The sequence below is a fragment of the Sphingomonas alpina genome (genome assembly GCF_014490665.1).
GTDB classification, from domain to species: domain Bacteria; phylum Pseudomonadota; class Alphaproteobacteria; order Sphingomonadales; family Sphingomonadaceae; genus Sphingomonas; species Sphingomonas alpina.
Genome location: NZ_CP061038.1, coordinates 1402770 through 1424629 on the forward strand (window position 1 = coordinate 1402770; position 21860 = coordinate 1424629).

At 63.6% G+C, this 21860-nt stretch carries 20 protein-coding genes; 11 read left to right on the forward strand and 9 right to left on the reverse strand.

Translation table 11 applies throughout. From position 1 onward, the window contains the following. Positions 1-6: 6 nt before the first annotated feature. The gene (locus tag H3Z74_RS06440) at positions 7-795 is read right to left on the reverse strand and encodes a dipeptidase (RefSeq protein ID WP_229726929.1); all 789 of its coding nucleotides are present in this window, start codon (positions 793-795) and stop codon (positions 7-9) included. On the opposite strand from H3Z74_RS06440, the gene H3Z74_RS24335 reads away from it, so the two are divergent. Beyond that, positions 730-1104: a hypothetical protein gene (locus H3Z74_RS24335; protein ID WP_229727123.1), complete on the forward strand. Its 375-nt coding sequence runs from the start codon at positions 730-732 to the stop codon at positions 1102-1104. The genes H3Z74_RS06440 and H3Z74_RS24335 overlap by 66 nt on opposite strands. Here H3Z74_RS24335 and H3Z74_RS06445 read toward each other — a convergent pair. Beyond that, entirely contained in the window at positions 1094-3241 is a 2148-nt protein-coding gene (locus H3Z74_RS06445) for a TonB-dependent siderophore receptor (protein WP_187763113.1), read from the reverse strand. The two genes, H3Z74_RS24335 and H3Z74_RS06445, sit on opposite strands and share 11 nt — an antisense overlap. Positions 3242-3679: 438 nt before the next feature. Between H3Z74_RS06445 and H3Z74_RS06450 the strand changes: the two genes are divergently transcribed. The 4 genes from H3Z74_RS06450 (at position 3680) to H3Z74_RS06465 (ending at position 8656) form a co-directional block, all read left to right on the forward strand. Beyond that, the gene (locus H3Z74_RS06450) at positions 3680-5071 is read left to right on the forward strand and encodes a serine hydrolase domain-containing protein (RefSeq protein WP_187763114.1); all 1392 of its coding nucleotides are present in this window, start codon (positions 3680-3682) and stop codon (positions 5069-5071) included. A gap of 75 nt (positions 5072-5146) precedes the next feature. Next, a complete protein-coding gene (locus tag H3Z74_RS06455; protein ID WP_187763115.1) occupies positions 5147-7249 on the forward strand; it encodes a penicillin acylase family protein in 2103 nt (700 codons plus the stop codon). A 358-nt stretch (positions 7250-7607) separates the two neighbouring features. Then, the gene (locus H3Z74_RS06460; protein WP_412034826.1) at positions 7608-7940 is read left to right on the forward strand and encodes a YbaN family protein; all 333 of its coding nucleotides are present in this window, start codon (positions 7608-7610) and stop codon (positions 7938-7940) included. Further along, positions 7937-8656 carry a siderophore-interacting protein gene (locus H3Z74_RS06465; RefSeq protein ID WP_187763116.1) on the forward strand — a complete coding sequence of 240 codons (720 nt, stop codon included), beginning with the start codon at positions 7937-7939 and terminating at the stop codon, positions 8654-8656. Before H3Z74_RS06460 ends, H3Z74_RS06465 begins: the two co-directional genes overlap by 4 nt. 51 nt (positions 8657-8707) lie before the next feature. Here the strand turns inward: H3Z74_RS06465 and H3Z74_RS06470 are convergent, their stop codons facing one another. The 7 genes from H3Z74_RS06470 to H3Z74_RS06500 all read right to left on the reverse strand — a co-directional run bounded on the left by H3Z74_RS06470 (position 8708) and on the right by H3Z74_RS06500 (position 16454). Then, the gene (locus tag H3Z74_RS06470; RefSeq protein WP_187763117.1) at positions 8708-9361 is read right to left on the reverse strand and encodes a GyrI-like domain-containing protein; all 654 of its coding nucleotides are present in this window, start codon (positions 9359-9361) and stop codon (positions 8708-8710) included. A gap of 326 nt (positions 9362-9687) precedes the next feature. Beyond that, positions 9688-10746, reverse strand: coding sequence for an ABC transporter substrate-binding protein (locus H3Z74_RS06475; protein ID WP_187763118.1), 1059 nt, complete (start codon positions 10744-10746; stop codon positions 9688-9690). Positions 10747-10762: 16 nt separating this feature from the next. Next, on the reverse strand, positions 10763-12127 hold the full coding sequence (locus H3Z74_RS06480) for an LLM class flavin-dependent oxidoreductase (RefSeq protein WP_187763119.1): 1365 nt from the start codon (positions 12125-12127) through the stop codon (positions 10763-10765). Between the two features lie 5 nt (positions 12128-12132). Continuing rightward, the gene (locus tag H3Z74_RS06485) at positions 12133-12879 is read right to left on the reverse strand and encodes a class II aldolase/adducin family protein (RefSeq protein WP_187763120.1); all 747 of its coding nucleotides are present in this window, start codon (positions 12877-12879) and stop codon (positions 12133-12135) included. A gap of 13 nt (positions 12880-12892) precedes the next feature. Further along, positions 12893-13990, reverse strand: coding sequence for an ABC transporter substrate-binding protein (locus H3Z74_RS06490; protein WP_187763121.1), 1098 nt, complete (start codon positions 13988-13990; stop codon positions 12893-12895). Positions 13991-14153: 163 nt separating this feature from the next. Beyond that, positions 14154-15311 carry a sigma-54 interaction domain-containing protein gene (locus H3Z74_RS06495; RefSeq protein ID WP_187763122.1) on the reverse strand — a complete coding sequence of 386 codons (1158 nt, stop codon included), beginning with the start codon at positions 15309-15311 and terminating at the stop codon, positions 14154-14156. A 78-nt stretch (positions 15312-15389) separates the two neighbouring features. Then, positions 15390-16454, reverse strand: coding sequence for an ABC transporter substrate-binding protein (locus H3Z74_RS06500; RefSeq protein WP_187763123.1), 1065 nt, complete (start codon positions 16452-16454; stop codon positions 15390-15392). A gap of 270 nt (positions 16455-16724) precedes the next feature. Here H3Z74_RS06500 and H3Z74_RS06505 point away from each other — a divergent pair, with 270 nt between their 5' ends. From H3Z74_RS06505 to H3Z74_RS06530, 6 genes are read left to right on the forward strand one after another with little or no spacing between them, the layout of a single operon-like run. Then, complete coding sequence (locus tag H3Z74_RS06505) at positions 16725-17867, forward strand: ABC transporter substrate-binding protein (protein WP_187763124.1); 1143 nt, start codon at positions 16725-16727, stop codon at positions 17865-17867. Next, entirely contained in the window at positions 17867-18661 is a 795-nt protein-coding gene (locus tag H3Z74_RS06510) for an ABC transporter permease (RefSeq protein ID WP_187763125.1), read from the forward strand. Before H3Z74_RS06505 ends, H3Z74_RS06510 begins: the two co-directional genes overlap by 1 nt. Then, positions 18658-19437 carry an ABC transporter permease gene (locus H3Z74_RS06515; protein WP_229726930.1) on the forward strand — a complete coding sequence of 260 codons (780 nt, stop codon included), beginning with the start codon at positions 18658-18660 and terminating at the stop codon, positions 19435-19437. Before H3Z74_RS06510 ends, H3Z74_RS06515 begins: the two co-directional genes overlap by 4 nt. 13 nt (positions 19438-19450) lie before the next feature. Then, positions 19451-20296, forward strand: a complete 846-nt coding sequence (locus tag H3Z74_RS06520) for an ABC transporter ATP-binding protein (RefSeq protein WP_187763126.1) — start codon at positions 19451-19453, stop codon at positions 20294-20296. After that, positions 20296-20904 carry a nitroreductase family protein gene (locus H3Z74_RS06525; protein ID WP_187763127.1) on the forward strand — a complete coding sequence of 203 codons (609 nt, stop codon included), beginning with the start codon at positions 20296-20298 and terminating at the stop codon, positions 20902-20904. Before H3Z74_RS06520 ends, H3Z74_RS06525 begins: the two co-directional genes overlap by 1 nt. Next, positions 20901-21836, forward strand: coding sequence for an LLM class flavin-dependent oxidoreductase (locus H3Z74_RS06530; protein WP_187763128.1), 936 nt, complete (start codon positions 20901-20903; stop codon positions 21834-21836). Before H3Z74_RS06525 ends, H3Z74_RS06530 begins: the two co-directional genes overlap by 4 nt. Positions 21837-21860 lie beyond the last annotated feature (24 nt).

A 21860-nucleotide genomic window follows, 5' to 3' on the forward strand; every position in this document is an offset into this window, starting at 1 on the left:
GATCGCCTATTTCCACACCGCATTGGCAACACGCAGCCAATTCCCGCCGATAATCGCGGTAATCGCTTCGTCGCCATATCCGGCGCCCTCCATCAGCATTACCGTCGGCCAGAGCATATCCGGCGAACAAAATGCAATTGGCTGCCATTGGTCGAGCGAGCCCCACACATCGGGGGCGGCGGCAAATGCCTGCTCCAGGCGACCCGTGTCGGCGGTCCAGTCCAGGCCCAGCCCGACATGCTCCGCGCCGACCATCTGTACGACATGATCGATATGCCGGAACAACAGATCGGGCGACGGCATCCCGCCGAGATAATAACCGGCACCGGTAATCCCCACGACACCGTTTCGCGCCGCGCATCCGCGGATCACATCGTCGGTAAGATTGCGGATATGCGGATAGAGGGCATGAACGCCGTGATGCGTGCAGACGACCGGCGCCGATGAGATTTCGATCATATCGAGTTGTGAACGATGCCCGGCATGCGATCCGTCGACTACCATGCCGACTTCGTTCATGCGTTCGATCACGCGGCGCCCGAAGCGCGTCAGCCCGACATCATTGCCGTCCGCGCAGCCTCCGCCGATCGAGTTGGTGATGTTGAAGATCGGGTGGCACAGCCTGACGCCGAGGGCATAATAGATATCGATCATGTCCAGATTGCGCTCGAGGCATCTGAACCCCTCCAGCTGGATGCCGACCGCGAGTTTGCCGGCCTTCTTGGCCCAGTGGATGTCATCGACCACTTCGACCAGAACGCATTTGTCCCTGCGCATCCATATGTCGCGCCGCATTCGCGCGATCCGCTGAATGGCTTGCGATATGTTATGGTCGTCCCCGGCCGGGTGGCACTGAATGAAATCAAATCCAACGTCGGCATAATGCTGGAAGAGCGCGCCATCGTTTCCAATCGGCGGTTCGTACACGAAAATCAGGTCGGTAATGATCGTACTATCGGTAAATTTCGCTCTGAGCTCTTCCACGGAGTGAACGGATGCCATCGATTGTTCCTGAATTTATGCCGGCTGAGCTTCGAGCGCGATGTTCGTGTAAAAAATGCGGGGTGCCCGGGCGGCACCCCGCAAACCGACATCAATATTTGATCTTGAAGGCAACGAAGGCGCTTCTCGGTGCACCGTACCAGTTGCTGAATCGCGTATCCCGAATTTCACTGTAATATTTCTTGTCGAAGATGTTGTTCACGTTCAGCGAAACGCTGAACCTTTCCGAGATATCGTAGCCGGCATGCAGGTCGGCCACGAAGTAACCGGGCTGTTCGACGCCAGTGCCACGTTGCTTTCCGTTGAGCGTGAACGAACCACCGATGCTCAGGCCGGCGAGCGTGCTGCCTTCAGCGAAGCTGTAGTCGGTATAGAGTTTGACGCTGTGTTTCGGCGTCACCGGTGCGATCTGCGTGCCGACCAGCGCGGGGTTGGTGTCCGACAGGATCTTGTTGACGTTGTAGTTGTAGCCGCCGCTGATCGACCAGTTCTTCGTGATATGGCCATTCAGTTCGATCTCGAAGCCTTTGCCTTCGACCAGGCCAGACGCAATCGATGCATTGATATCGGTCGGGTCGGTGACGGCTCGGTTGCTTTGCCGAATCCGGTAGATTGCCGCAGTCAGGAGAAAGCGATCGCTGAACAAATTGGTCTTGATGCCGGCTTCGAACTGTGTGCCGCTGACCGGACCAAGCGGGTTCTGGTTCCTGTCGAATGCCGACTGCGGTTCGAACACATCGGCATAGCTGCCATACAGCGTCCATTTGTCGGCAAAGTCGTATACAATCCCGGCATAGGGCGAGATTTTGCCCTTGACCTTGTAGATGCCGTTAGGCGTCAGGTCGAAGTCCTGCGCGGTATAGGTCACCCAGCCGATCCGTCCGCCGCCGACCAATGTCAGCGAAGGCAGAATCTTGAGGCGCGTCTGACCGTAAAAGCCGTACTGCTCCTTGGTTTCGGCGCCTTCGTAAAAATCCGCCCCGGTCGGGCCGAGCGGGAACGCCGGCATCACGACCGGTCGCGGGTTGAATATATCGACGGTCAGCGGAGGTCCCGGATTGGCATAGTTCGACGCGAAGCTCCAATGTGATCGCTGATAATCGCCGCCGATGATGATGCCGCTGGTGTTGCCGAACAGGTCGAATTCACCGACAATGCTGGCATCGCCGGAGACCGCGTCGGCCTTGTGTTTTCCACGATAGAGTTCGAGATTCAGAACGCCCTGGTTGACGCTGTTGACCGGGCCGCGCACGAAACCATAGAATTCGTCGCGCTTCAGATCATTATACTGAACCGTCGCACGCGCCTTCCAGCGACTGCTGAATTCATGGTTGATCTGCGCATAAAGCTGCGCCTGTTTTGTACGGACCTTGTTGTCGTCGCTGCCCAGATAAGTGTTGCGCGGAAGGTCGAGCAATCCGTTGGTCGCATCGGCGGGCAGTCCGGTCTGAATCGTGGTGCTATAGTCGTCATAATAGCCGCCGACGCTGAACGTGGTTTTGGCTCCGAGATCGATATCGACCGACAGGAAGCCGAGCTTACGGTCCTTGCGGTAATTGTCGATGAACTCGCCGGCGTCCTGGACCATACCGCCGGCCCGCGCGCGGATCGTGCCGTCCTTGTTGAGCGGCGAGGAGATGTCCACTTCGGCGCGCAGGAAATTCCACGAGCCTGCGCTGAATGAACTGGTGAGCGAGAATTCCTGTTTCGGCCGCTTGCGCACGAGATTGACGCTGCCGCCGGGGCTGCCCGATCCGCTGAACAGTGCGGACGGGCCGCGCAGGAATTCGACATGGTCGAAGAGGAAGAGATCGGGCATCGAATAGGGCGCCTGGGCGAAACCCTGTTGCGGGGTGCCGTCGAACAGGAAGCTCGATATCTGGAACCCGCGGGCGTAGAATTGCGGGTAGGTCGACACGTTGCGGACCACCGTCACGCCAGCAGTCTGTTTCAGCACATCGTCCAGCGTGATCAGACGCTGTTTCTCGATCCGCTCGGAATCGATGATTGTAACGGAACTGGGCGTGGCGCGGATCGAGGCCAGCGCCTTTTCGCCGGCGAACCCGCTTTCATAGCCGCGGCCGATCACCAGAATGTCGCTGGCGTCCACGCCGTCCGATTGCTCCTCCGCCGCAGGCGCTTCCTGCGCCCATGCCGCGCCGTCAAAGGCGCCGATCCCGAAGACGCTGGCCGATGTCATCAGCGTCAAGGCGATTGCGCGCCTTACCATGGTGTTCATTATCTTTATCCCCTTCGCTCGTGAACTTCTGACGAGTACCTCCTGCCACGCTCCGCTTTTTTCCAAGCCCCCTTGCGGATGTCATGGCCGGATGCGCGAAAATCAAAGTGTAATTATTACCGTGACAATGTCAACGCGACGCCGTGGGCAGGCCGGCGCCGCATAAAACGCTGCATCGGCAATGATTTGGGGCGGCTTCATGGAGGGGGGAGTCTCAGGCCGTACAGCGGATTTTTCTCGAGAAAGATAGGGAATCCGAGTCGCTCGAACGGCGAGTCGCGATGCTGCTGCAAGCGATCTTCCGGCGTGGTTATGATGCTTGACTCAATAATATAATATATTCACGATAATGTTAATCCGAAGACGGATGAGAGCCGCGCTCGTTATCATCGGTGCTGGGGGTATGACATGAATCAGGCGCGGGCAGCGTCCATTGCCATGAGCCGTCGGGGCCTGCTGGGCACTGCACTCGCCGGATATGGGCTTGCCGCGTTCGAGGCGCTCGCGGCGGGGTGGCCGCCGTCAGCGGCGTTGAGCGACGCGGCGGCACAGGCGATCAAGCCCGCGGGCATCGCGGCGCTGGCGCTGGTCGCTATGGCCGGTGGTCGGGTGATCGACACGCTTCTGCTCGGCCAGGCCAGCCAAGCCTTTGGCGTCCCGGTCACCGATCGCACTCTTTTCCATCTCGGCTCGGTCGGCAAGCACATCACGGCGGTGGCGATCCTGCGGCTGGCGGCACAAGGCAAGCTCGCGCTGGATGCGCCTTTGTCGCGTTATGTGCAGGGTATCGCGCCGGGATGGTCGCGCGCGACGATTTATCAGCTGCTCACGCACACCGGTGGCCTGCCGGGCAATTTCGATGGCCAGGATTTCGATCGCCCTTTCACGCGTGAAAAGGTCAGCGCCTTCAGTGCGGCGCTGACCCCGGTGGCGGCTCCGGGCCAGGCCTGGGTTTATTCGAATGTCGGCTATGTATTGCTCGGCCATGTGATCGAGAACCTGACGGGCGACGATTACGGCCGGCACATCACCGATACATTGTTCCGCCCTCACGGCCTGATCGACAGCCGCGCCGATGACGGGGAGGGGATCATCCCCAATCGCGCCGAGCCGCTCATCCGGCGCGACGGTGCCTTCCGTCGCGCGATGCAGATGTCCAGCAGCGTATCGTCGGTCGGCGCCGGTGGATTGTTGATGTCGGCGCGCGACGTGCCGGCATGGGAACGCGCGCTCGGCGGTCGGGCATTGCTCGATCAGCGCAGCAAGGAGATCATGTTTACCGCAGCGCGCTTCGACACCGGGCGCTCCACCAGCTATGGCATGGGCTGGCGGATCGAGAGCGACGGCGCGGGCCGGCCGTTCTTCATGCACACCGGGAGTGTTCCGGGTTTTCGTGCTTATCATTTTCGCGCCCCGGCGGGCGACCTGGCACTCATGCTGATGGCGGTGGGCGAGGCACCGATGGTCCCGTTCGGAATGGCTGCGACCGAGCGCCAATGGCCTGGCCGCACGCCGTTGGCACGTCCGGCGATCCCTGATCGTGCGCCTGGGCTGACCGCGGCGCTCAAGGCACTCGTGGTCGATGGAAAGCCAGTCGATGCGGCGTCCCTCGCTCCGGAGCTTGCGCGCCTGCCGCTGCCGGTCGCGACCGATGAGATCGCTCGCCTCAATCCGGAGCAGAGAGCGCGGCTGAAACAATTTTCGCTCGTCGAGGATGTGGTGACGATCGCGGACCGGCAGCGACGCTACATCCTGGATCTTGGCGCACAGCGGCTTCCGTTGCTCGCCTGCTATTCACCGGAAGGCTCGATCTACCGCGTGGTCATCTAGTGCTGTCGTCCATCAGACGGACGATCTTCCTTCTTCGATGCTCATTTTGAAACCGTTGCAATCAGGGAGAGTGTTTTGAAACGCATCCTCAATCTCGTACTTGGTCTTGGCCTGATTGCAGGCTTCGCCAATCCGGCTTTGGCAGGGCCCGCCACAATTCAGTGGGATAAATGGGGTGTCCCCCATATCCAGGCAGACAATCAGGAACAGGCCATGAAGGCGTTCGGCTGGGCGCAAATGGAGGCCCATGGCGATCTCATCCTGACACTATATGGCCGCGCGCGGGGCCGTGCCGCGGAATATTGGGGCGAGGCCTATATCGCATCCGACACGGTGATCCGCCAGTTGGGTATCCCTGCGCGCGGACGCGAATGGGCGGCCGCGCTGCCGACGGATCAGCGGCGCAAGCTCGATGCGTTCGTCGCCGGCATGAATGCCTATGCCAGGGCACACCCCGAACGCATCGCGGCTGACAAGCGGGCGGTGTTGCCAATCGTCTCGGCCGATCCGCTGATGCATCTGCAGCAAATCGTGCACCGGACCTTCATCGCCGGAAGCACGATCGGCATGGCGATGAAAGTGCCGCTTGCCGACGTGTCGTCCGCAAAGCCGGAGGCATTGCCGAATGGCTCGAACGGCTATGCCATTGCGCCGTCCCGCTCGGCCGACGGCCATGCGATGCTGCTGATGAACCCGCACCTGCCATGGAGTGATCTCTATACCTGGTTCGAGGCACAGCTGAGCTTCCCATCGTCGAACGCTTATGGCGCCGCGGAAGTCGGCATGCCCTTTCTCGGCATTGCCTTTGGTGAGCAGGGCGGCTGGACCCACACCGTCAATCAGTTCGACGGTGCCGATCTCTACGCCCTGACGCTCGACGGAGACCGCTATCGGTTCGATGGTGGCTGGCGACCGCTCGAGCGCAGCGTCGAGACGCTGAAAGTGCGCGGTGCGGACGGCAGGCTGACCGATCGTGCGCTGGTGATCGAACGTTCGGTCCATGGCCCGGTCATCCGGCGTGAGGGGCAAAAGGGGCTGGCGCTACGGATTGCCGGCTTCGACTGTTTCGGCATGCTGCAGCAATATTGGGACATGGCGGCCGCAAAAGACGCCGGGGAGTTCGAGGCCGCGAGCAGCCGCATGCAAATGCCCTTCTTCAATACCGTTTATGCGAGCAGGAAAGGCAGTCTCTACTATCTGTATGGCGGGCGCTTTCCCGACCGGAAACAGGGTGATCATGCATTCTGGGGCGGGATCATCCCGGGCGATCGTTCCGAGTTCCTGTGGAACGAGACGCTCCCTTACAGCGCCATTCCGCATTTCCGCGATCCGCCGGGCGGCTTCATCCAGAACGCCAATGATCCGCCCTGGGCGACCGCATCGCCGGCGGTGCTCGATCCGCGCGACTTTGCCGCACACATCGCACCACCGGAGGTGATGGACTGGCGCGCCCAGCACTCGTTGCGCCAGATTCTCGCCGGCACGTCGATCAGCTTTGACGATCTCGTCGCGATGCAGCGCTCGAACCGGCTCGAATTCGCCGACCGTATCCTTCCCGACCTGCTGGCGGCGGCGCGGATATCCGGGGATGCCGATGTCGTCGAGGCGGTGCGCGTCCTGACCAGTTGGGATCATGCGGCGCATACCGACAGCCGGGGCACTGTGCTTTTCGCGGAATGGGAGCGCCGGATGAGGGCGCATGGCGGGAACAGCGTATATGCGACGCAATGGGATCCGAACCGTCCGCTTGCCACACCCGCCGGCCTGGCCGATCCGACCATGGCGGTGCGGTTCCTCGCCGAAGCGGCTGCGGCAGTGAAAGCGCGCTATGGCCGGATCGACATCGCCTTTGGCGAGGCGATCCGCCTCCGGCGCGGAGCCCATGACCTGCCCGCCTCCGGTGGTCCGGTCCATCTCGGTTCGTTCCGTGCGACTTGGTCCTCGACCGCGCCGGACGGAAAGGAAGTGGTGAGTGGCGGAGACAGCTTCGTCGCGATCGTCTCGTTCGGCGACAGGCTGCGTGCGTCGGGGCTCCTGCCTTATGGCAATACCAGCCGCGAGGATTCGGTCCATGCCGGCGATCAGCTCGATCTCTTCTCGAACGAGAAATTGCGTAAAATCTATTTCTATCCCGAAGAGGTGCGGGAAAATACCGAGCGGACCGAGGTAATTCGATGAGCAAGCCGACCCGGCAGCGGAGAGTGCAGCGGCTCGCCCGTTGATGCCATCACCTGTAGATTGGCCTTTTATTGAACCGGTCATCCTGTTCCGGTGCAGAACAGGAACGGATCGAGCCAAAAATTGTCCTGGCAGGCATCATACAGTACTTGCGAGTCGTTCGCATTAATGGCAAGCCAGCCAGGCATATGCGAAAGCGGGCGGGGGCGATCCCGCGAGATGGATTGGCGGCGAGGCGTGTCACGAAAGTCGAAATCCCGCCGTCTTTTTCCGGTGCTTCGTGCCGTCACCTGAGTCGCCTCGCGGCCCGCTGCGGCATGCGTCGCGAGCGATCTGGCTCTCGCTGGGTTTTTTGTTCGTGGCACTTGGCTTCATTGGGGCGTTGTTGCCGCTCATGCCCACGACGATCTTTCTGATCCTGGCGGCGGGCTGTTTTGCCCGGTCGTCACCCCGGTTCGAAGCCTGGTTGCTCGATCATCCACGGTTCGGACCGACACTCAGAGCCTGGCGGGAGGATGGCGCGATCGGGCCGCGCGCAAAGGCCATGGCCTGTTCGGGTATTGCGCTTGGGTATGCACTATTCTGGTGGGCCGCGCGTCCCTCGCTTCTCATCGACCTGCTTGTCGCGGTGGTGATGGCCGGTTGCGCTGCGTTCATCCTGAGCCGCCCTGCGCCGAAGGAGCGCCCATGACTTCTGTCGCATCGCCGGGTCGCATCGAACGGGCACTGATCCGGTTGTTGATGCGGCCATCGACCGTCGTCGCGGTCGAAGCGCTGTCGCCTCATTTTCGCCTGGTCGACCTTGCCGGCGATGCGCTGAAGGGCGTTGCTTGGTTACCGGGGCAGAAGCTGCAGATCATGCTCAATGGGTTGCGCACTGCACGAACCTATACGCCGATGTGCTGGGACGACCGGGCGGGGCGAACACGCCTCCTGGCCTGGTCGCATGGTGAGGGACCGGGCAGCCAATGGACGGAAACTGTCTCGCAAGGTGATCCTTGCCAGTTTTTCGGGCCACGCCGTTCGCTCGACGTCAGCGGCCTAGCCGGACCGCTCGTCCTGTTCGGTGACGAGACCTCATTTGCACTGGCTGCGGCTCTTTCGCAGGCGCGGGATCGTGCGCTGCATCTGCTGTTCGAAGTATCGGATGTTCAGGAGTGCGAGCCCGTGCTGCGAGCGTTGGGTCTGGGCCATGCGATCATGGTCGAGCGTATCGCCGACGATTGTCATTTGTCCGTGCTGGAAGATCGGTTGCGGCATCTCGCACTCGACGAAGTCGGGTTCGTCCTGACCGGGCGCGCGCCTGCGATCCAGCGCATGAGGCGCGCGCTCAAGGAGATTGGCATCCAATCTGCGCGTATTCGTACGAAAGCCTATTGGGCGCCGGGCAAGGTGGGGCTCGACTGACGTTCCCGCTGGTCGAGCGACAGCTTGGCTCACCGCCTTCCGTCGATTTGCTCAACCGTTCAAAGGTGGCGCGCCTGAGGGCTGGTCACTCGCAAGCGCTACGGGCTGCCGCAGGATCGTCTTCAACTTGTCGGCGGACACCTTGCGCGGATCGCTCAGATATATCTCATGATGGCGGCCAACTGCGATCAATCCGCTTTCGGGCAAGAAGCTCTCATGCATTGTCCGGAGTATCGGTCCTTCTTCATCGTAAGAACCGAGATGCAGGGTTTGCACGACCTTCCCTTCCTCCAATGTGTCGAACCGGACCTTGGAGAGTGCCCGCAGCTCTTTCTTGCGCAACGCCGTTGCAATGGCGCGGTCTGCCAAGGGCCGCTCGACGAACTCGGGGACGAGGATCATCATGGTCCATAGCCAGCGCTCTTTTCGGCGCGCCACAAAATCGGTCATGTCCTCGGCCCACCAGAGACCCTCCAATGGGGGGACGACATAGTCGCGTTTCAAAACGTCCTTGCACAGGAACTTCAATGTATAGGACGCAGTATAGAGTGCTTCAACCGCCTCCTTGTACAAGGTCGCGGTGTTCGGGTCGCCTGCGCCATCAATCATCAAATAGCTAAGCCCAGGCAGGTCAATGATGGAAAACTTGTCCACCGGAGCACTGTAGAACGCTTTCCAAGCCTTCTTTATGTCGGTCTTTTCCATCACCTTCCCCAGGAAAAATATGCGGCGATCGTGGCAGCGCCGTAGTCGGGCAAGCAGGCGATCGCCGCTGGCGACTGGGCTGGGGGTTGGCGACGGGAGATATGTTACACCGGAATGTAGCATATATATTTCGCCGCTTCCCTGGCCACAAGCCTGGATAGTCGTTAAGTATCAGATACTTAATTAAAACAGCGGCATTGGTACTTTGCTCGGGCCAGACGGTCAATCTCCCGTCGCGACCATGGACGATAACTCAGGGAATGCGGGACAGACCGGTGTCCCATATCTCCCGCCGCGAGCGTCCGCTGGCGTCGAGCGGGAGGGAATCATACCGCGATGCGTGTCGACAATGCGGCTTGGAGCGGACGGAAATCGGCCCATTCGCGGACATCGAAGCTCCGCGGGATGAAGTTCCAGCGATGCAGGAAATCGGTGAAGTCCTGGAGTGCAGTGAGCGATTGCTCGGCGAGATCGGTCTTGAGGCGGGTCTGCGCATTGTCACCATAAGCGACCGACACCCAATATTCGCTCGCATTGGTCTCGCGGGCGAGATAGCGGCGCACATCCGACGCATGATCCTGCGCCCAGGTTTCGGCGCGCAGTACCTGCTCGACGATGGTGACTGCGGCGTCGAAGTGATTGTCGAGCAGATTGCCGTCCACCGCCAATGTCCGCGGCGTGCCGTTATTGGCACGGATCAATGGCTCGGGATGCGCGCCGGTGTCGATCACCGTCGTCAGCCCGAACTGGTTGGCGACCTGTGCACCGTGCACGCCCTTGAGGAAGATGGCGTCGACCTCGCCGCGCAACAGCGCGACGACCTCGAGATTGTTCGCCCGCGCACGGCTGGTGGTGCGCCCGCGATAGGCGAGCGTGCCGTTCACATTCTCGGCCGACTGGTCGCTGTAATGGCTCTCGATATCCTGATCGACCAGCTCGACATCGGCGACGTTCAGCCCCTCGAGGCTCAGCGCATTCTCCAGGCCGCGGATCGCCTGCGCCCGGGTGAAGTCGATCTCGACATTCTTCCAGTTGGGCAGGCCGAAGCGGCGGCCCTTCAGGTCGCGCACGCTCTCGATGCCGGACTCCGGCGTGGTCAGAATGAGCTGCGTCTCGTCCGCCCAGGACAGACCGATCACGCGCGTATCGCGGCCGCGCGCTTTGGCGCTGATCGCCGGGATGTTGCCGCCATGGCGCACGGAATTCTTCACCGTATGGCTGAAGTGCGATTCACGCGTGGCGAAGTCGTTGGATTCGAGCAACGAGGCAACCTTGGTGCCTTGGGCACGGAATGCGTCCTCCAGCCAGCCTTGCTGAAGCGCGATGCCAAGGCCGGTCGGGACCGGGCAGCGGGTGTACCAGAGTGTGTCGAGCGTATTGGTCATGGCAATGCTTCCTTCGTCAGGCGACGGCGTCGAGGACAGGCGCTGCGATCGCGGTTTCGTCTGTCTGCTGCCGGATTTGCGGGCGTGGCAGATGGAGGTGTCCGCGCAGGGTCGTGCTCTCATATTCGGTTCGAAACAGGCCGCGCCGTTGCAGCTCCGGCACCACCAGATCGACGAACTCGGTCAATGAGCTGGGCAGCAGGGGCGGGATCAGGTTGAAGCCGTCGGCTGCATCGCGCTCGAACCAGTCCTGGATCTGATCGGCGATGTCGGACGGCGTGCCGATCGCGACGCGGTGGCCGCGCACCGCATTGAAGCGTAGAAAGAGCTGGCGGATGGTCAGATTTTCGCGCTGCGCAAGCGCGGTCAGCTGACGCCAGCGGCCCTTGCCATTCTCCGGTTCGGGTAAGTCGGGCAGCGGACCGTCGAGCGGATAGCCGCTTACATCCTGGCCCATCAGGTTGAGCTCGCCGGAGAAATCCACCGCCGATTCCAGCGCAGCGAACTTGTCCTGCGCTTCCTGCCTGCTGCTGCCGATCGCGAAGGACAGGCCGGGCATCACCTTCAGCGTGTCCGGGTCGCGGCCATGGCGCGCCATGCGGCCCTTCACATCGGCATAGAAGCTCTGCGCTTCCTCGATGAATTGCGCGGCGGCATAGATCATCTCGGCATATTTGGCGGCGAAGTCGCGCCCGACCTCGGAATTGCCTGCCTGGACGAAGACCGGGTGACCCTGGATCGGCCGGGCGGTGTCGAGCACGGTGCTGATCTGGAAATGCTTGCCCTGATGTTTGACCGGATGGACATGGCTTGAATCGAGATAGATGCCGCTTTCCCGGTCGGCATGCTCGAATGCGTCATCCTCCCAGCTGTCCCACAGCGCACGGGCGACATCGACGAACTCGGCCGCCCGCTCATAGCGGTCGGCGTGGCTGAGCGGCTGGTCGATGCCGAAACTCTTCGCCGCGCCGTCGGCGAGCGAGGAGACGATGTTCCACCCGATGCGGCCGCCACTGATATGATCGAGCGAGGCGAAACGGCGGGCGAGCGCATAAGGTTGTTCGAAATTGGTGTTCACCGTTGCGACCAGCCCGATATGGCTGGTCACGCTGGCCAGCGCCGCGGTGAGCGTCAGCGGCTCGAAATCGAGGAATGCGTGGCGCCGTTCGATCCCCTTGGTGCTGTCGCCGCTTTGCCCGGCGAAATCGGCGAAGAAGGCGGTGTCGAGCTTGCCGCGCTCGGCGGTACGCACGAGATCCGCCCAATAGTTGAAATCGGGCCGGCCGCTTTTCGCGGAGCCCGGCTGACGCCAGGCTCCGGGATGATGGCCGTGGCGCGTCAGGAAGACGCCGAGCGCGAGTTGCCGCTTGCTGCTGGTCACCGGCGTTACTCCGCGGCCTGCGCTGCCGGGGTCTCGTCGCGGATCGTGCCGTCATCCTCGACATAGGTGTCGGCCGGGACGAGCTTGCTCATCCGCCATTGCTGCTGCAGCACGCCGGGACCGAATTGCTTCGACCCGCCAAGTGCTTCGCCGAGGATCTGGAACTGGGCGCCTTCCTCTAGCAGCACGATCGTGTCGGTCAGGTCGCGAATGCCCTTCCAGCTCCAGATCGTCGCACCACCATTGGCTTCGATGATGCCGGGAACCTGCCGGTCGTTCTCGATCGAATCGAGAATGAAGTCGACCTCGGGCTGGCGGCGGTTGATATAGACCGGCAGCTCGGCGGTGAAACGGAAGCGGCGGTTCGGCACGTAGAGCAAGGGGAGCGTGCTGTGCGCCTGCGAATAGGCGCCGAGATGCGGCGTATGGACGTGGCTGACCGCCTGCACTTCCGGGTGGGTGCGGAACAGTTTCACATAACGCGCGGTGCCGCCGGGAGGATTGCTCCAATAGCTGTTGCCGTCGAAGTCGATCACGCCGATCTTGGGCTTGTCCGGGTCTTCCTGCCAGAAGCCCTGATAATTCAGCGTGACGAGCTTGTCCTCGCCGGGAATGCGGACCCCGTAGAACAAGGTGCCGCTGGGCGAGATGGTGCGCGTTTCGCGCAGCAGGCGGAATGCGCGGGTGGTTTCCTTTTCGGCCTCGACGATGAAGGCGATGGCGGCGGACGAAAGACCGGGCAGTTCGGACATGAGGATGATTCCTTTATGCGAGAGCGGGGGAATTCTGGCCGGCGTTGAGCGCCAGCGCCGCGTCGAGCGGACGGCGATCGACCCAGTCCTCGAGCGCGAAATCCGCGTCGAGAAAGCCGTAGGTGAAGAGGAATTTCTTCTGCTGATCGAGCAGTTCGAGCCGGTCGGCGTCGAGCGTCGGGTGCAGCCCCTCATGCAATCGGGCATAGGCCTGATCGACTGCTTCCGGGCTGCCTTCGGTTTCGAATTCCAGGATCTGGCGCAACCTGTCGGGTTCCGCCGCGACATGGTCGGCGGCGCGCAGCGTCACCGCGAGGAAACGGACCAGCAGGTCGAAATGGTCGTCGATCAGGCTCTGGTGAACTGTGATCGGCCGGGGTGTGCCATTGTTCACGCGGAAGCGGCGATCGGGCAGGGCGTCGAGATCGACCGCCACCACCAGCCCCGCCTCGCGCGCACCGTCGAGCGCGGACGCGCCTTTGACGTAGATCGCGTCGACCTCGCCTGCGACCAGCGCCTCGATCGGCCAGAGCCGGCCGAGCCCGCTGCGGCGCGGGCCGAGATCGCGCCCGCTGCCGCCGATGTTGCGGAGGCGATCGGCCACTTCCACCAACTCGACATCGTCGAACGACAGGCCGACCGAGGCGAGCACACCCTTATAGCCGTGCAGCGACATGCCGCGCGCGATGCTGGTGCCGCGGACATGTGCTGGAATGTCGTTGCGGCTCCAGCCGGGCAGGGCGAGGCGGCGGCCCTTGAGATCGGCCGCACTCCGGATGCCGGTATCGGGGCGGGTGAGGATCAGCTGGCTTTCCTCGATCCAGGTCAGGCCGACCAGCCGGGTCGGCTCGCCCTGCGCGCGCGCCGCGATCGACAGCATATTACCGCCCTCGCGGATCAAAGTCGGCAGGCGGTGATCGTAATGATGCCGGCCGAGTTCCGAGCCGGATTCCTGCAGCGTGCGCAGCGCAATGCCATCGGCTGCGAACGCGTCGGTCAGCCAGCCAAGCTTATAGGCAATGCCGGTCGCGGTCGGCACCGGGCAGCGCGTGAACCAGATCTCGGCGGGCAGAGTGTCTGCCGTTGCGGAGCGGTCGAGCGTCGTTGCCATGCTGGTCTTTCCTCGCGGCGATTGCGTGCCGGAGGATCAGCAAGGGGCGTGCCAGACGACCCGTGGAGGGGGGAAGAGCGACCAACCGCGCATCGGCCACCCGCAGTGCGCGATATTCAACAGAATCCGTGCTGAGTTTTCAGCGATCCCGGTTCGATTTTGGTCAGATCAGGCCGAAATTCTTGAGATGAGTCCGCACCACATTGCGCGTGATGCCAAGCGCCGCGGCGGTCCTGATCTGATTGGATCCGCACAAATGGAAAGTCTCGGTCACCACTGCGCTGACCAGCCGGTCGAGCATCGCTTCATGGTCGCCGTCGAGCAGTTTTGCGACCAGCGGGCGCACGATCTCCTCCAGCGTTCCTCCCTCCAGTCTCGGCGCAACATTGGCCTCGCCCCGACCTTCATCCAAGGAAAGGACAGGTGGATAGAATGCGATCCCCTGGCCGGTCGGCAATCCAAGATCCTCGATCTGGATCAGCCCGTCCTGATTGACCAGAGTGGCGCGGTAGATCGCATTCTCCAACTCGCGGATATTGCCCGGCCAGCCATAATGATAAAGCGCTTCCTCGGCGGCGGAGCTGAGATCGAGCCGCCGCGGCTGGATCTTGTCGCCATAAACCTGGAGGAAATGGCGCGCGAGCGGCAGGATGTCGGCGCGCCGTTCGCGCAGCGGCAGCAGCGGCAATGTCACCACCTGAAGCCGGTAGAACAGGTCCGGGCGGAACGCGCCGGTCGCCACCGCGTGATGCAGGTCGACATTGGTCGCGGCGATCACCCGTACGTCGAGCGGGATCGCCGTACGCGACCCGAGTCGCACCACTTCGCGCTCCTGCAGCACGCGCAGCAATTTCACCTGCAGCGAAAGCGGCAGGTCGCCCAGTTCGTCGAGGAACAAGGTCCCGCCATTCGCGGCCTCGAACCAGCCGGGGCGGGCGGCATGTGCACCGGTGTAAGCGCCTCGTTCATAGCCGAACAGCTCGCCCTCGATCAGCGTTTCCGAAAAAGCGCCGCAATTGACGGCGAGGAACGGTCCCTGCGCACGGTGGCTGAGCGAATGGACATAGCGTGCGACCAGTTCCTTGCCGGTGCCGGTCTCGCCGATCACCAGGATGTTTGCCTCGCTTGGTGCGGTTTTCTCGATCAGCGGCACCAGCGCGCGCGAGCGCGGGTCGGAGAAGATGAAGGCGCGGGCGCGTGCCCCCACCGCATGATGTTTGTCGGAATCGAACGACAGCACGGAGCGCCCGCCAGGGTGCTTCGTTGCCGAGAGTCCGACGTCGATCCGCTCTGCGATATCGTCGTGCGGGATAGCGACCATTGGTTCCTCCCGATCAGATTCGCAGGATAGCAGCAATACTCCTATCGGTTAAGTAGGAATTCAATGGCGCGGCCTAGCTCAGCTATCCGAGCTAACGACCGACTCCGGCCGGATCCCGGCGCGGCGACCCAGCGCAGCGTCGAGCGGGCGGGTGTCGATCCATTGCCCCACATCCACGCGTGCATCGAGAAAGCCGTGCAACCACAGGAAGTTGGCTTGGGAACGCAGCATTTCGACGCGATCGGCCGAGAGGTCGGGATGGAGCGAACGATGGAAATCGCCGCGGTAGGTCGCCTCCACCGCGGCGACCCCGGCCAGCGTCTCGTGCGCCAGGATGTGCTTCAGTTCCGCCAGATTGGTCGAGGCCCAGTCGGCCGCGCGCAGCGTCTGTTCGAGGAAGCGCACCACCAGGTCGAAATGGTGCTCGATCATATGTTCGTGCACGGTGATCGGGCGCGGCGTGCCGTTGTTCACCCGCGCGAGCCGGCTCGGATAGGCATCGAGATCGATCGCCACCGACAGCCCGAGCCGTGCCGCAGTCTCGGCCGCCGCCGCGCCTTTTACATAGACCGCATCGACGCGACCGGCGGCAAGCCATTCGAGCCCGAGCCACAGCCGGCGCATGCCCTGCGCGCTAGGCTGCTCCACCGGCGGGGCGGGAACATCGACCAGCCGGACATCCTCCAGGTCGAGCCGGCCCAGCGCCAGCGCGCTCTTGATGCCATGGAGCGCCATGCCGCGGGCAATGCTTTCCCCGCGCGTGCGCGCGAAGCCGGGCAGGGCGAAGCGCAGGCCCTTCAGGTCCGCCGGCTCCAGCACTCGCGTGTCCGGCCGGACCATGATCGCCTGGCGTTCGTCGATCCAGGTCAGGCCGATCACGCGCGTTGGTGCGCCCAGTGCGCGGGCGGCGAGCGCCTGGATATTGCCGCCTTCGCGGAACAGATATTGCGCCTGCCGTTCGGGATCGGGCGCGACAAGGTTGAGCCCGGCTTCGCGCACGCGCTTGGTGGTGATCCCGTCGCGCCCGAACTCCTCGGTCATCCAGCCCAATGCCCAGGCGACGCCGGACGCCGCAGGAACGGGGCATCGGGTGAGCCAGATACAGTCGGGGTCGTGTTGCGCCGGTGTCGCGCGTCCGGACATTCGGCTCGTCTCCTGCCTCGGTGCGTCCTGCCTGCCAGAGCGGACGCACGGTTTTGATACGGTATCAGCAAACCATGTGCCAAGTCGCCCGGCGGCCATTTCGTGTGCTTGCGGGGCCGGGTGCCGCTGCATTTCGCGCAGTTGCGGGCGGGGCGCTGCGCGAAATTGCGCAGCGCGAGCCTGCCAACCAGCACATGCTTCGGTCTCTCCCCTGACGCCTCACGCTTGGCACGCGAAGTGCATCGTATCGGCGCAAAGGAGCTTCATGACGTGGCGAGCGCAAAGGCCGGAAATCCGAAATCATGGGCCCCCTGGGCGATCGGCGCTGTCGTGCTGGTCCTGCTCGCCGGCCTGATCCTGTTCCAGTTCCGTGGCCCGGCAAGCGCCGGTGGCGCGGTCCGGACGGTGACGATCGCCGGCATCGCCTATCCCTATCAGGGCGGGCAGACCTATAATGGCCTGACCGGCGTCGTCATCGAGCAGGGCTGGCTCAAGGAACAGCTGGCCAGACAGGGCGTGCAGCTGGCCTTTACCCCGGTCCCGACGGCCGTCGGCGGCCCGCTGATCAATGAAGGCTTTTCCGGCAAGCGCATCGACTTTGCCTCTTATGGCGATTTCCCCGCGATCATCGCGGTTTCGGGTGGCGTGCCGCTGAAGCTGGTGGCGCCGATCGGACAGGGGCAGAACAGCTATCTGGTGGTGCGCAACGGCCTCGCCGCGAGGGGCATCGCCGATCTCAAGGGCAAGCGTATCGCGCTGCATCGCGGGCGGCCATGGGAGCTGCCCTTTTCGAAGCTCCTCGATGCCAATGGCCTGAAGCTCACCGACTTCACCATCGTCAACATCAATCCTGCCGCGACCCCGGCGGCTCTGGCGTCGGGCAATGTCGATGCGACCTTCCTGCTTTCCGATGGATTGCTGCTTGAACAAAAGGGCATGGGTCGGGTGATCTGGTCGACCAAGGAAGCACCGGCCGACTGGAAGATGCGCGCGGAATTGTTCGGCCGCGGCGATTTCGTCGACGGCAATCCGGCGCTCACTCAACTGGTGGTGGACGCCTATGTCCGCGCCGCGGCCTGGTCGGCGCGGGAGGAGAATCGTCCGGCCGTGATCCACGACGCCGCGCGCGGGACCATGCCCGAGGCGATCATCGCCAGGGATTATGCCGAGTCCAATGTCACGTGGCGTGAGCGTTTCTCGCCGCTCTTCAATGCCGATGTCGCGGGCCATTACCGCTCGGTCGCCGCCTATGCCTTTGATCGCGGACTGGTGCGCAGCGAAGTGGATGCCGGCAAGTTGCTGGACGACCGCTTCGTGACCCAGGCGCTGCGCAATCTGAAGCTCGACGGGTTCTGGACGCCGACCAATGCAGTGGCGGACAAGCCGGAGCCGGTTCCGCCGGCGCGCTCCTGATGGCCGGGGCGGCGCTTCCCGTCCCGCTGCCGGCCCATGGCCGGGCCCGGCATTCCCGCCTTGCCTCGCTGCTTGCGCCGGTTGCGTTGCTCGCGCTGTGGCAACTGGCCTGCCTCAGCGGCCTTTTTCCTGCGCAAGTGCTGGTGCCGCCGAGCGAGGTGGCGCGCGCGCTCTGGTCGCTCGCGGCGAGCGGGGAGCTTGAGCGCCATATCGGCGAGAGCATGTTTCGGCTGACCGCCGGCTTTGCGATCGGCGCGATCGCGGGCCTGATCTTCGGTGCGACGATCGCGCTGTCACGGCTTGCCGAAGCGGCGCTGGCGCCGTTCTTTCTCGCGCTATGGCAAGTGCCGGTGATTGCTTTCGTGCCGATGCTGGTGATCTTTCTCGGCATCGACGAGCCGTTCAAGATCGCGATCGTCGCGCTCGCGACATTCTTCCCGGTCGCGCTGGCGACATTCGACGGCGTGCGCGGCGTGCCCAAGGCGTGGTTCGACGTGGCGCGGGTCTATCGCACGCGGCTGCCCGATCTCATCTGGCGGATCCTGATCCCGGCGACCGTGCCCTCGGTGCTCACTGGCTTGCGCATTGCCCTGACCCGCGCCTGGGTGGTGCTGGTCGCGGCGGAGCTGCTCGCGGCGGACAGCGGCATTGGCCAGATGATGGAAATGGGCCGCCAGCTCTTCCGCATCGATGTGGTGCTGGCGGGCGTGGTGGTGAGCGGGCTGATCGGCTTCGCGCTGGATCGCGGCGCCAAGGCGATCGAACGCCGCGCGACGCGCTGGAAAACGGCATGAGTGCGTTGCTCTCACAGCCATGGCGCCGCATCGCGATCGGGCTGGTCGCGCCCGTACTGTTTCTGATCTGGTGGCAATTGCAGGCGACCTCCGGCGACGTACGCGCGCTCGCCTTTGCGCCGCTCGGGTCGATCGGCGCGGCGTTCGTCGAACTAAGCAAGAATGGCTCGCTCCTGTCCGACATGATGTCGACTCTGTCGCGTAGCCTGACCGGCCTGCTGATCGGCGGCACGCTCGGCATCGCCACCGGCGTCGCCATGGCGATCTGGCGGCCGCTCGACCGAGTGCTTGGGCCATTGCTCCATGCGATCCGGCAAGTGCCGATGATCGGCTGGCTGCCGTTGATCGGCCTGTGGTTCGGCACCGGCCAGGGATCGGAACTGATCGTGGTCAGCCTCTCCGCTTTCTTCCCGACCATGCTCAACAGCTATGAAGGCGTGGCGCATGTCGAGGGGCGCTATCTCGATGTCGGGCGGGTCTATGGCTTTACCGCGTTGCAGCGTTTTCGCCTGATCCTGCTGCCCGCCGCCATGCCGCTGATCCTCACCGGCGTGACGCAAGGGCTCGCCTTTGCCTGGATCACCTCGATCGCGACCGAGATATTGCTCGGCACCGGCGGCGGACTCGGCGTGACCATGCAGCTCGCCCAGACTCAGCAGCGGCTCGACGTGATCCTTGTCGCGATCATCGCCACCGCGATCCTCGGCTTCGTCATCAACCATCTGTTCCTTCGCCTGCGCCGATATCTGCTGCGCTGGCAGGCGATATCCCTTTGATCAGGAGACCGGCATGATCCCGGAAGCCCGGCCGCAATTCTCGCCGCACAACGCCACTGCCGCGCACGGTGCGCTGTCGATCAGCGACCTGCACAAGAGCTTCACCATCGGTGGTGCGCCGATGCCAGTGCTCGAAGGCATTAACCTCACGGTGAAGCCCGGCGAGTTCGTCAGCATTGTCGGTGCGTCCGGCTGCGGCAAATCGACCTTGCTGCGGCTGATCGTCGGGCTGGACGATGAATATCATGGCGAGATCCGCCTTGATGGCGAACGCGTCGCCACCACCAGCCTCGATCGCGGCATCGTATTCCAGGACCACCGGCTGTTTCCCTGGATGACGCTGGAACAGAATATCGAACTCGCGCTGCTCAACACCGATACGCCAAAGGCGCGGCGGGCGCAGATCGTCGCCGATCATATCGCACTGGTGAATCTGAAGGGCTTCGAAACCGCCTATCCGCACCAGCTTTCGGGCGGCATGGCGCAGCGCGCGGCGATCGCTCGCGCGCTGGTGACCGAGCCCAAATTGCTGCTGCTCGACGAACCGCTCGGCGCGCTCGACGCATTGACCCGGGTGCATGTGCAGAATGAGCTGCAGCGCATCTGGATGACTCAACGCTCGACCATGCTGATGGTCACGCATGATGTGGAGGAGGCACTGTATCTCGGCGACCGCGTCGTGGTGATGGCGCCCAACCCCGGGCGCATTCGCCGCATCGTCGATGTCGACCTGCCGCATCCGCGCGACCGCGCCGCGCCGCTGCTCCACCGGCTGAAGGATGAAATCCTCGCCGAACTGACCGCATCGCCGAGCGCCCCTGCCAATCTGGTGCGCTTGCCCGGCCGGGAGGAACGCTGATGTCGCGCCAGCCAGATCACCCTGTCGCACCTTTGTTCGTCGATCGCTGGTCACCGCGCAGCTTCACCGCGGAGCCGGTGCCTGACGAAGTATTGCTCAGCGCGTTCGAGGCTGCGCGCTGGGCGCCCTCCGCGTCCAATGTCCAGCCATGGCGGTTCCTGGTCGCGCGGCACGGCGATGCGCATTGGCAGGAATTTGTCGATCTGCTCGCGCCGCGCAATCGACTCTGGGCCGGGCAGGCATCGGCTCTGATCGTGATCCTCTCCGCGCTTTGGGTCGAACGGCAGGGCGTCGTGGTGGAGAATGGCTCGCGCAGCTTCGACGCGGGCGCCGCCTGGACCAACTTCGCGCATCAGGCACTGCTGCTTGGCTGGCATACGCATGGCATTGGCGGGTTCGACCGCATCGCCGCGCGCGAGCGGCTCGAGGTTCCGGAGGATTATACGATCGAGGCGATGGTCGCGATCGGCCGCCAGGCCGGCATCGACACGCTTCATGCCGATTTCCACGCCGCCGAAAGCCCGAACGGGCGGCGGCCGATCGATCAGACGGTGTTCGCCGGGCGGCTCGGGCTGCCCGCCTTTGCCGGTGAAAGGAGTGCCGCATGACCATCTACAGCTATTGGCAGGTCGACGTCACGGACGCCGCGACGCGGTCCGAAATCGGCGCGCGGCCGCGAACGCCGACCGTCTTCCGCGATGTGCGGACGCGGGCGATCAACCGCTACGATTATTATGCGCAGATCGCCCAGGCTGCGGCGCAGACCGCGTTCGACGGTGTCTTCTTTCCCTATCGCCCGGATTCCGACGACAGCCAGACCGTGGCGGCGGCGATCGCGCGCGAAGTGCCACGGCTCGCGCTGATCCCGGAATTTCCCGCATCGGTCGGATCGGCGGTCTATGCCGCGAAACAGGCCGTGAGCTTCCAGCGACTGACCCATGGGCGGCTCGGCTGGGCGATCGCGCGGCCGGCCGATGCGGCCACGCGTGCCAGCGATGGCGATCATGTGCCGGACGGCCAGCTCGTCGAACGAACCGAAGAATTCCTGACCGTGGCGCGCGGCGTGCACGGCACCCGGCCTTTCTCCTTCGCCGGCGCGCATTTCGAGGTGCAGGGCGGGGGCTTCGAAGCACCACTCAATCGCGTGGCGTTCCCGCGCGTGTTCCTTCAGGGGGAGGATGAGGCGACGCTGGCGCTGTCGGCACGTGCTGCCGATGTGCATCTGTTCGGCGCTGCGCCGGCAGCGGTGTTGCGCGGCCGGATCGAGCAACTCGACGCGCTGGCGTCGGCGCAGGGCCGCTCGGTCGACTATGGTGTGATCCAGCAGGTTCTGGCGCGCGAGACGGACGATGAGGCGCGGCAGGATGCGGCGCGCGCCGGCGTCGCGGCACCGGCGATCATCGGTGATTATGACTCGGTCGCCGCGCGACTGGGCGAGCTTGCCGGCTTGGCCTCAATCACATCGTGCTGGGCGCGCCGTCTTCGCTCGAGGAAGCCTATCGCATTGGCCAGCATGTCCTTCCCCGCTTCCGCGCGCTGACCGAAATCGCGCGCGCCGCCGCCT

What these genes read in the sequence shown, in the direction of transcription:
- H3Z74_RS06440 (WP_229726929.1), bottom strand. Translation starts at nt 795, where the DNA reads ATGCGGCGCGACATATGGATGCGCAGGGACAAATGCGTTCTGGTCGAA.
- H3Z74_RS06445 (WP_187763113.1), bottom strand. Translation starts at nt 3,241, where the DNA reads ATGAACACCATGGTAAGGCGCGCAATCGCCTTGACGCTGATGACATCG.
- H3Z74_RS06450 (WP_187763114.1), top strand. Translation starts at nt 3,680, where the DNA reads ATGAGCCGTCGGGGCCTGCTGGGCACTGCACTCGCCGGATATGGGCTT.
- H3Z74_RS06465 (WP_187763116.1), top strand. Translation starts at nt 7,937, where the DNA reads ATGACTTCTGTCGCATCGCCGGGTCGCATCGAACGGGCACTGATCCGG.
- H3Z74_RS06470 (WP_187763117.1), bottom strand. Translation starts at nt 9,361, where the DNA reads ATGGAAAAGACCGACATAAAGAAGGCTTGGAAAGCGTTCTACAGTGCT.
- H3Z74_RS06475 (WP_187763118.1), bottom strand. Translation starts at nt 10,746, where the DNA reads ATGACCAATACGCTCGACACACTCTGGTACACCCGCTGCCCGGTCCCG.
- H3Z74_RS06485 (WP_187763120.1), bottom strand. Translation starts at nt 12,879, where the DNA reads ATGTCCGAACTGCCCGGTCTTTCGTCCGCCGCCATCGCCTTCATCGTC.
- H3Z74_RS06490 (WP_187763121.1), bottom strand. Translation starts at nt 13,990, where the DNA reads ATGGCAACGACGCTCGACCGCTCCGCAACGGCAGACACTCTGCCCGCC.
- H3Z74_RS06495 (WP_187763122.1), bottom strand. Translation starts at nt 15,311, where the DNA reads ATGGTCGCTATCCCGCACGACGATATCGCAGAGCGGATCGACGTCGGA.
- H3Z74_RS06500 (WP_187763123.1), bottom strand. Translation starts at nt 16,454, where the DNA reads ATGTCCGGACGCGCGACACCGGCGCAACACGACCCCGACTGTATCTGG.
- H3Z74_RS06510 (WP_187763125.1), top strand. Translation starts at nt 17,867, where the DNA reads ATGGCCGGGGCGGCGCTTCCCGTCCCGCTGCCGGCCCATGGCCGGGCC.
- H3Z74_RS06515 (WP_229726930.1), top strand. Translation starts at nt 18,658, where the DNA reads ATGAGTGCGTTGCTCTCACAGCCATGGCGCCGCATCGCGATCGGGCTG.
- H3Z74_RS06520 (WP_187763126.1), top strand. Translation starts at nt 19,451, where the DNA reads ATGATCCCGGAAGCCCGGCCGCAATTCTCGCCGCACAACGCCACTGCC.
- H3Z74_RS06525 (WP_187763127.1), top strand. Translation starts at nt 20,296, where the DNA reads ATGTCGCGCCAGCCAGATCACCCTGTCGCACCTTTGTTCGTCGATCGC.
- H3Z74_RS06530 (WP_187763128.1), top strand. Translation starts at nt 20,901, where the DNA reads ATGACCATCTACAGCTATTGGCAGGTCGACGTCACGGACGCCGCGACG.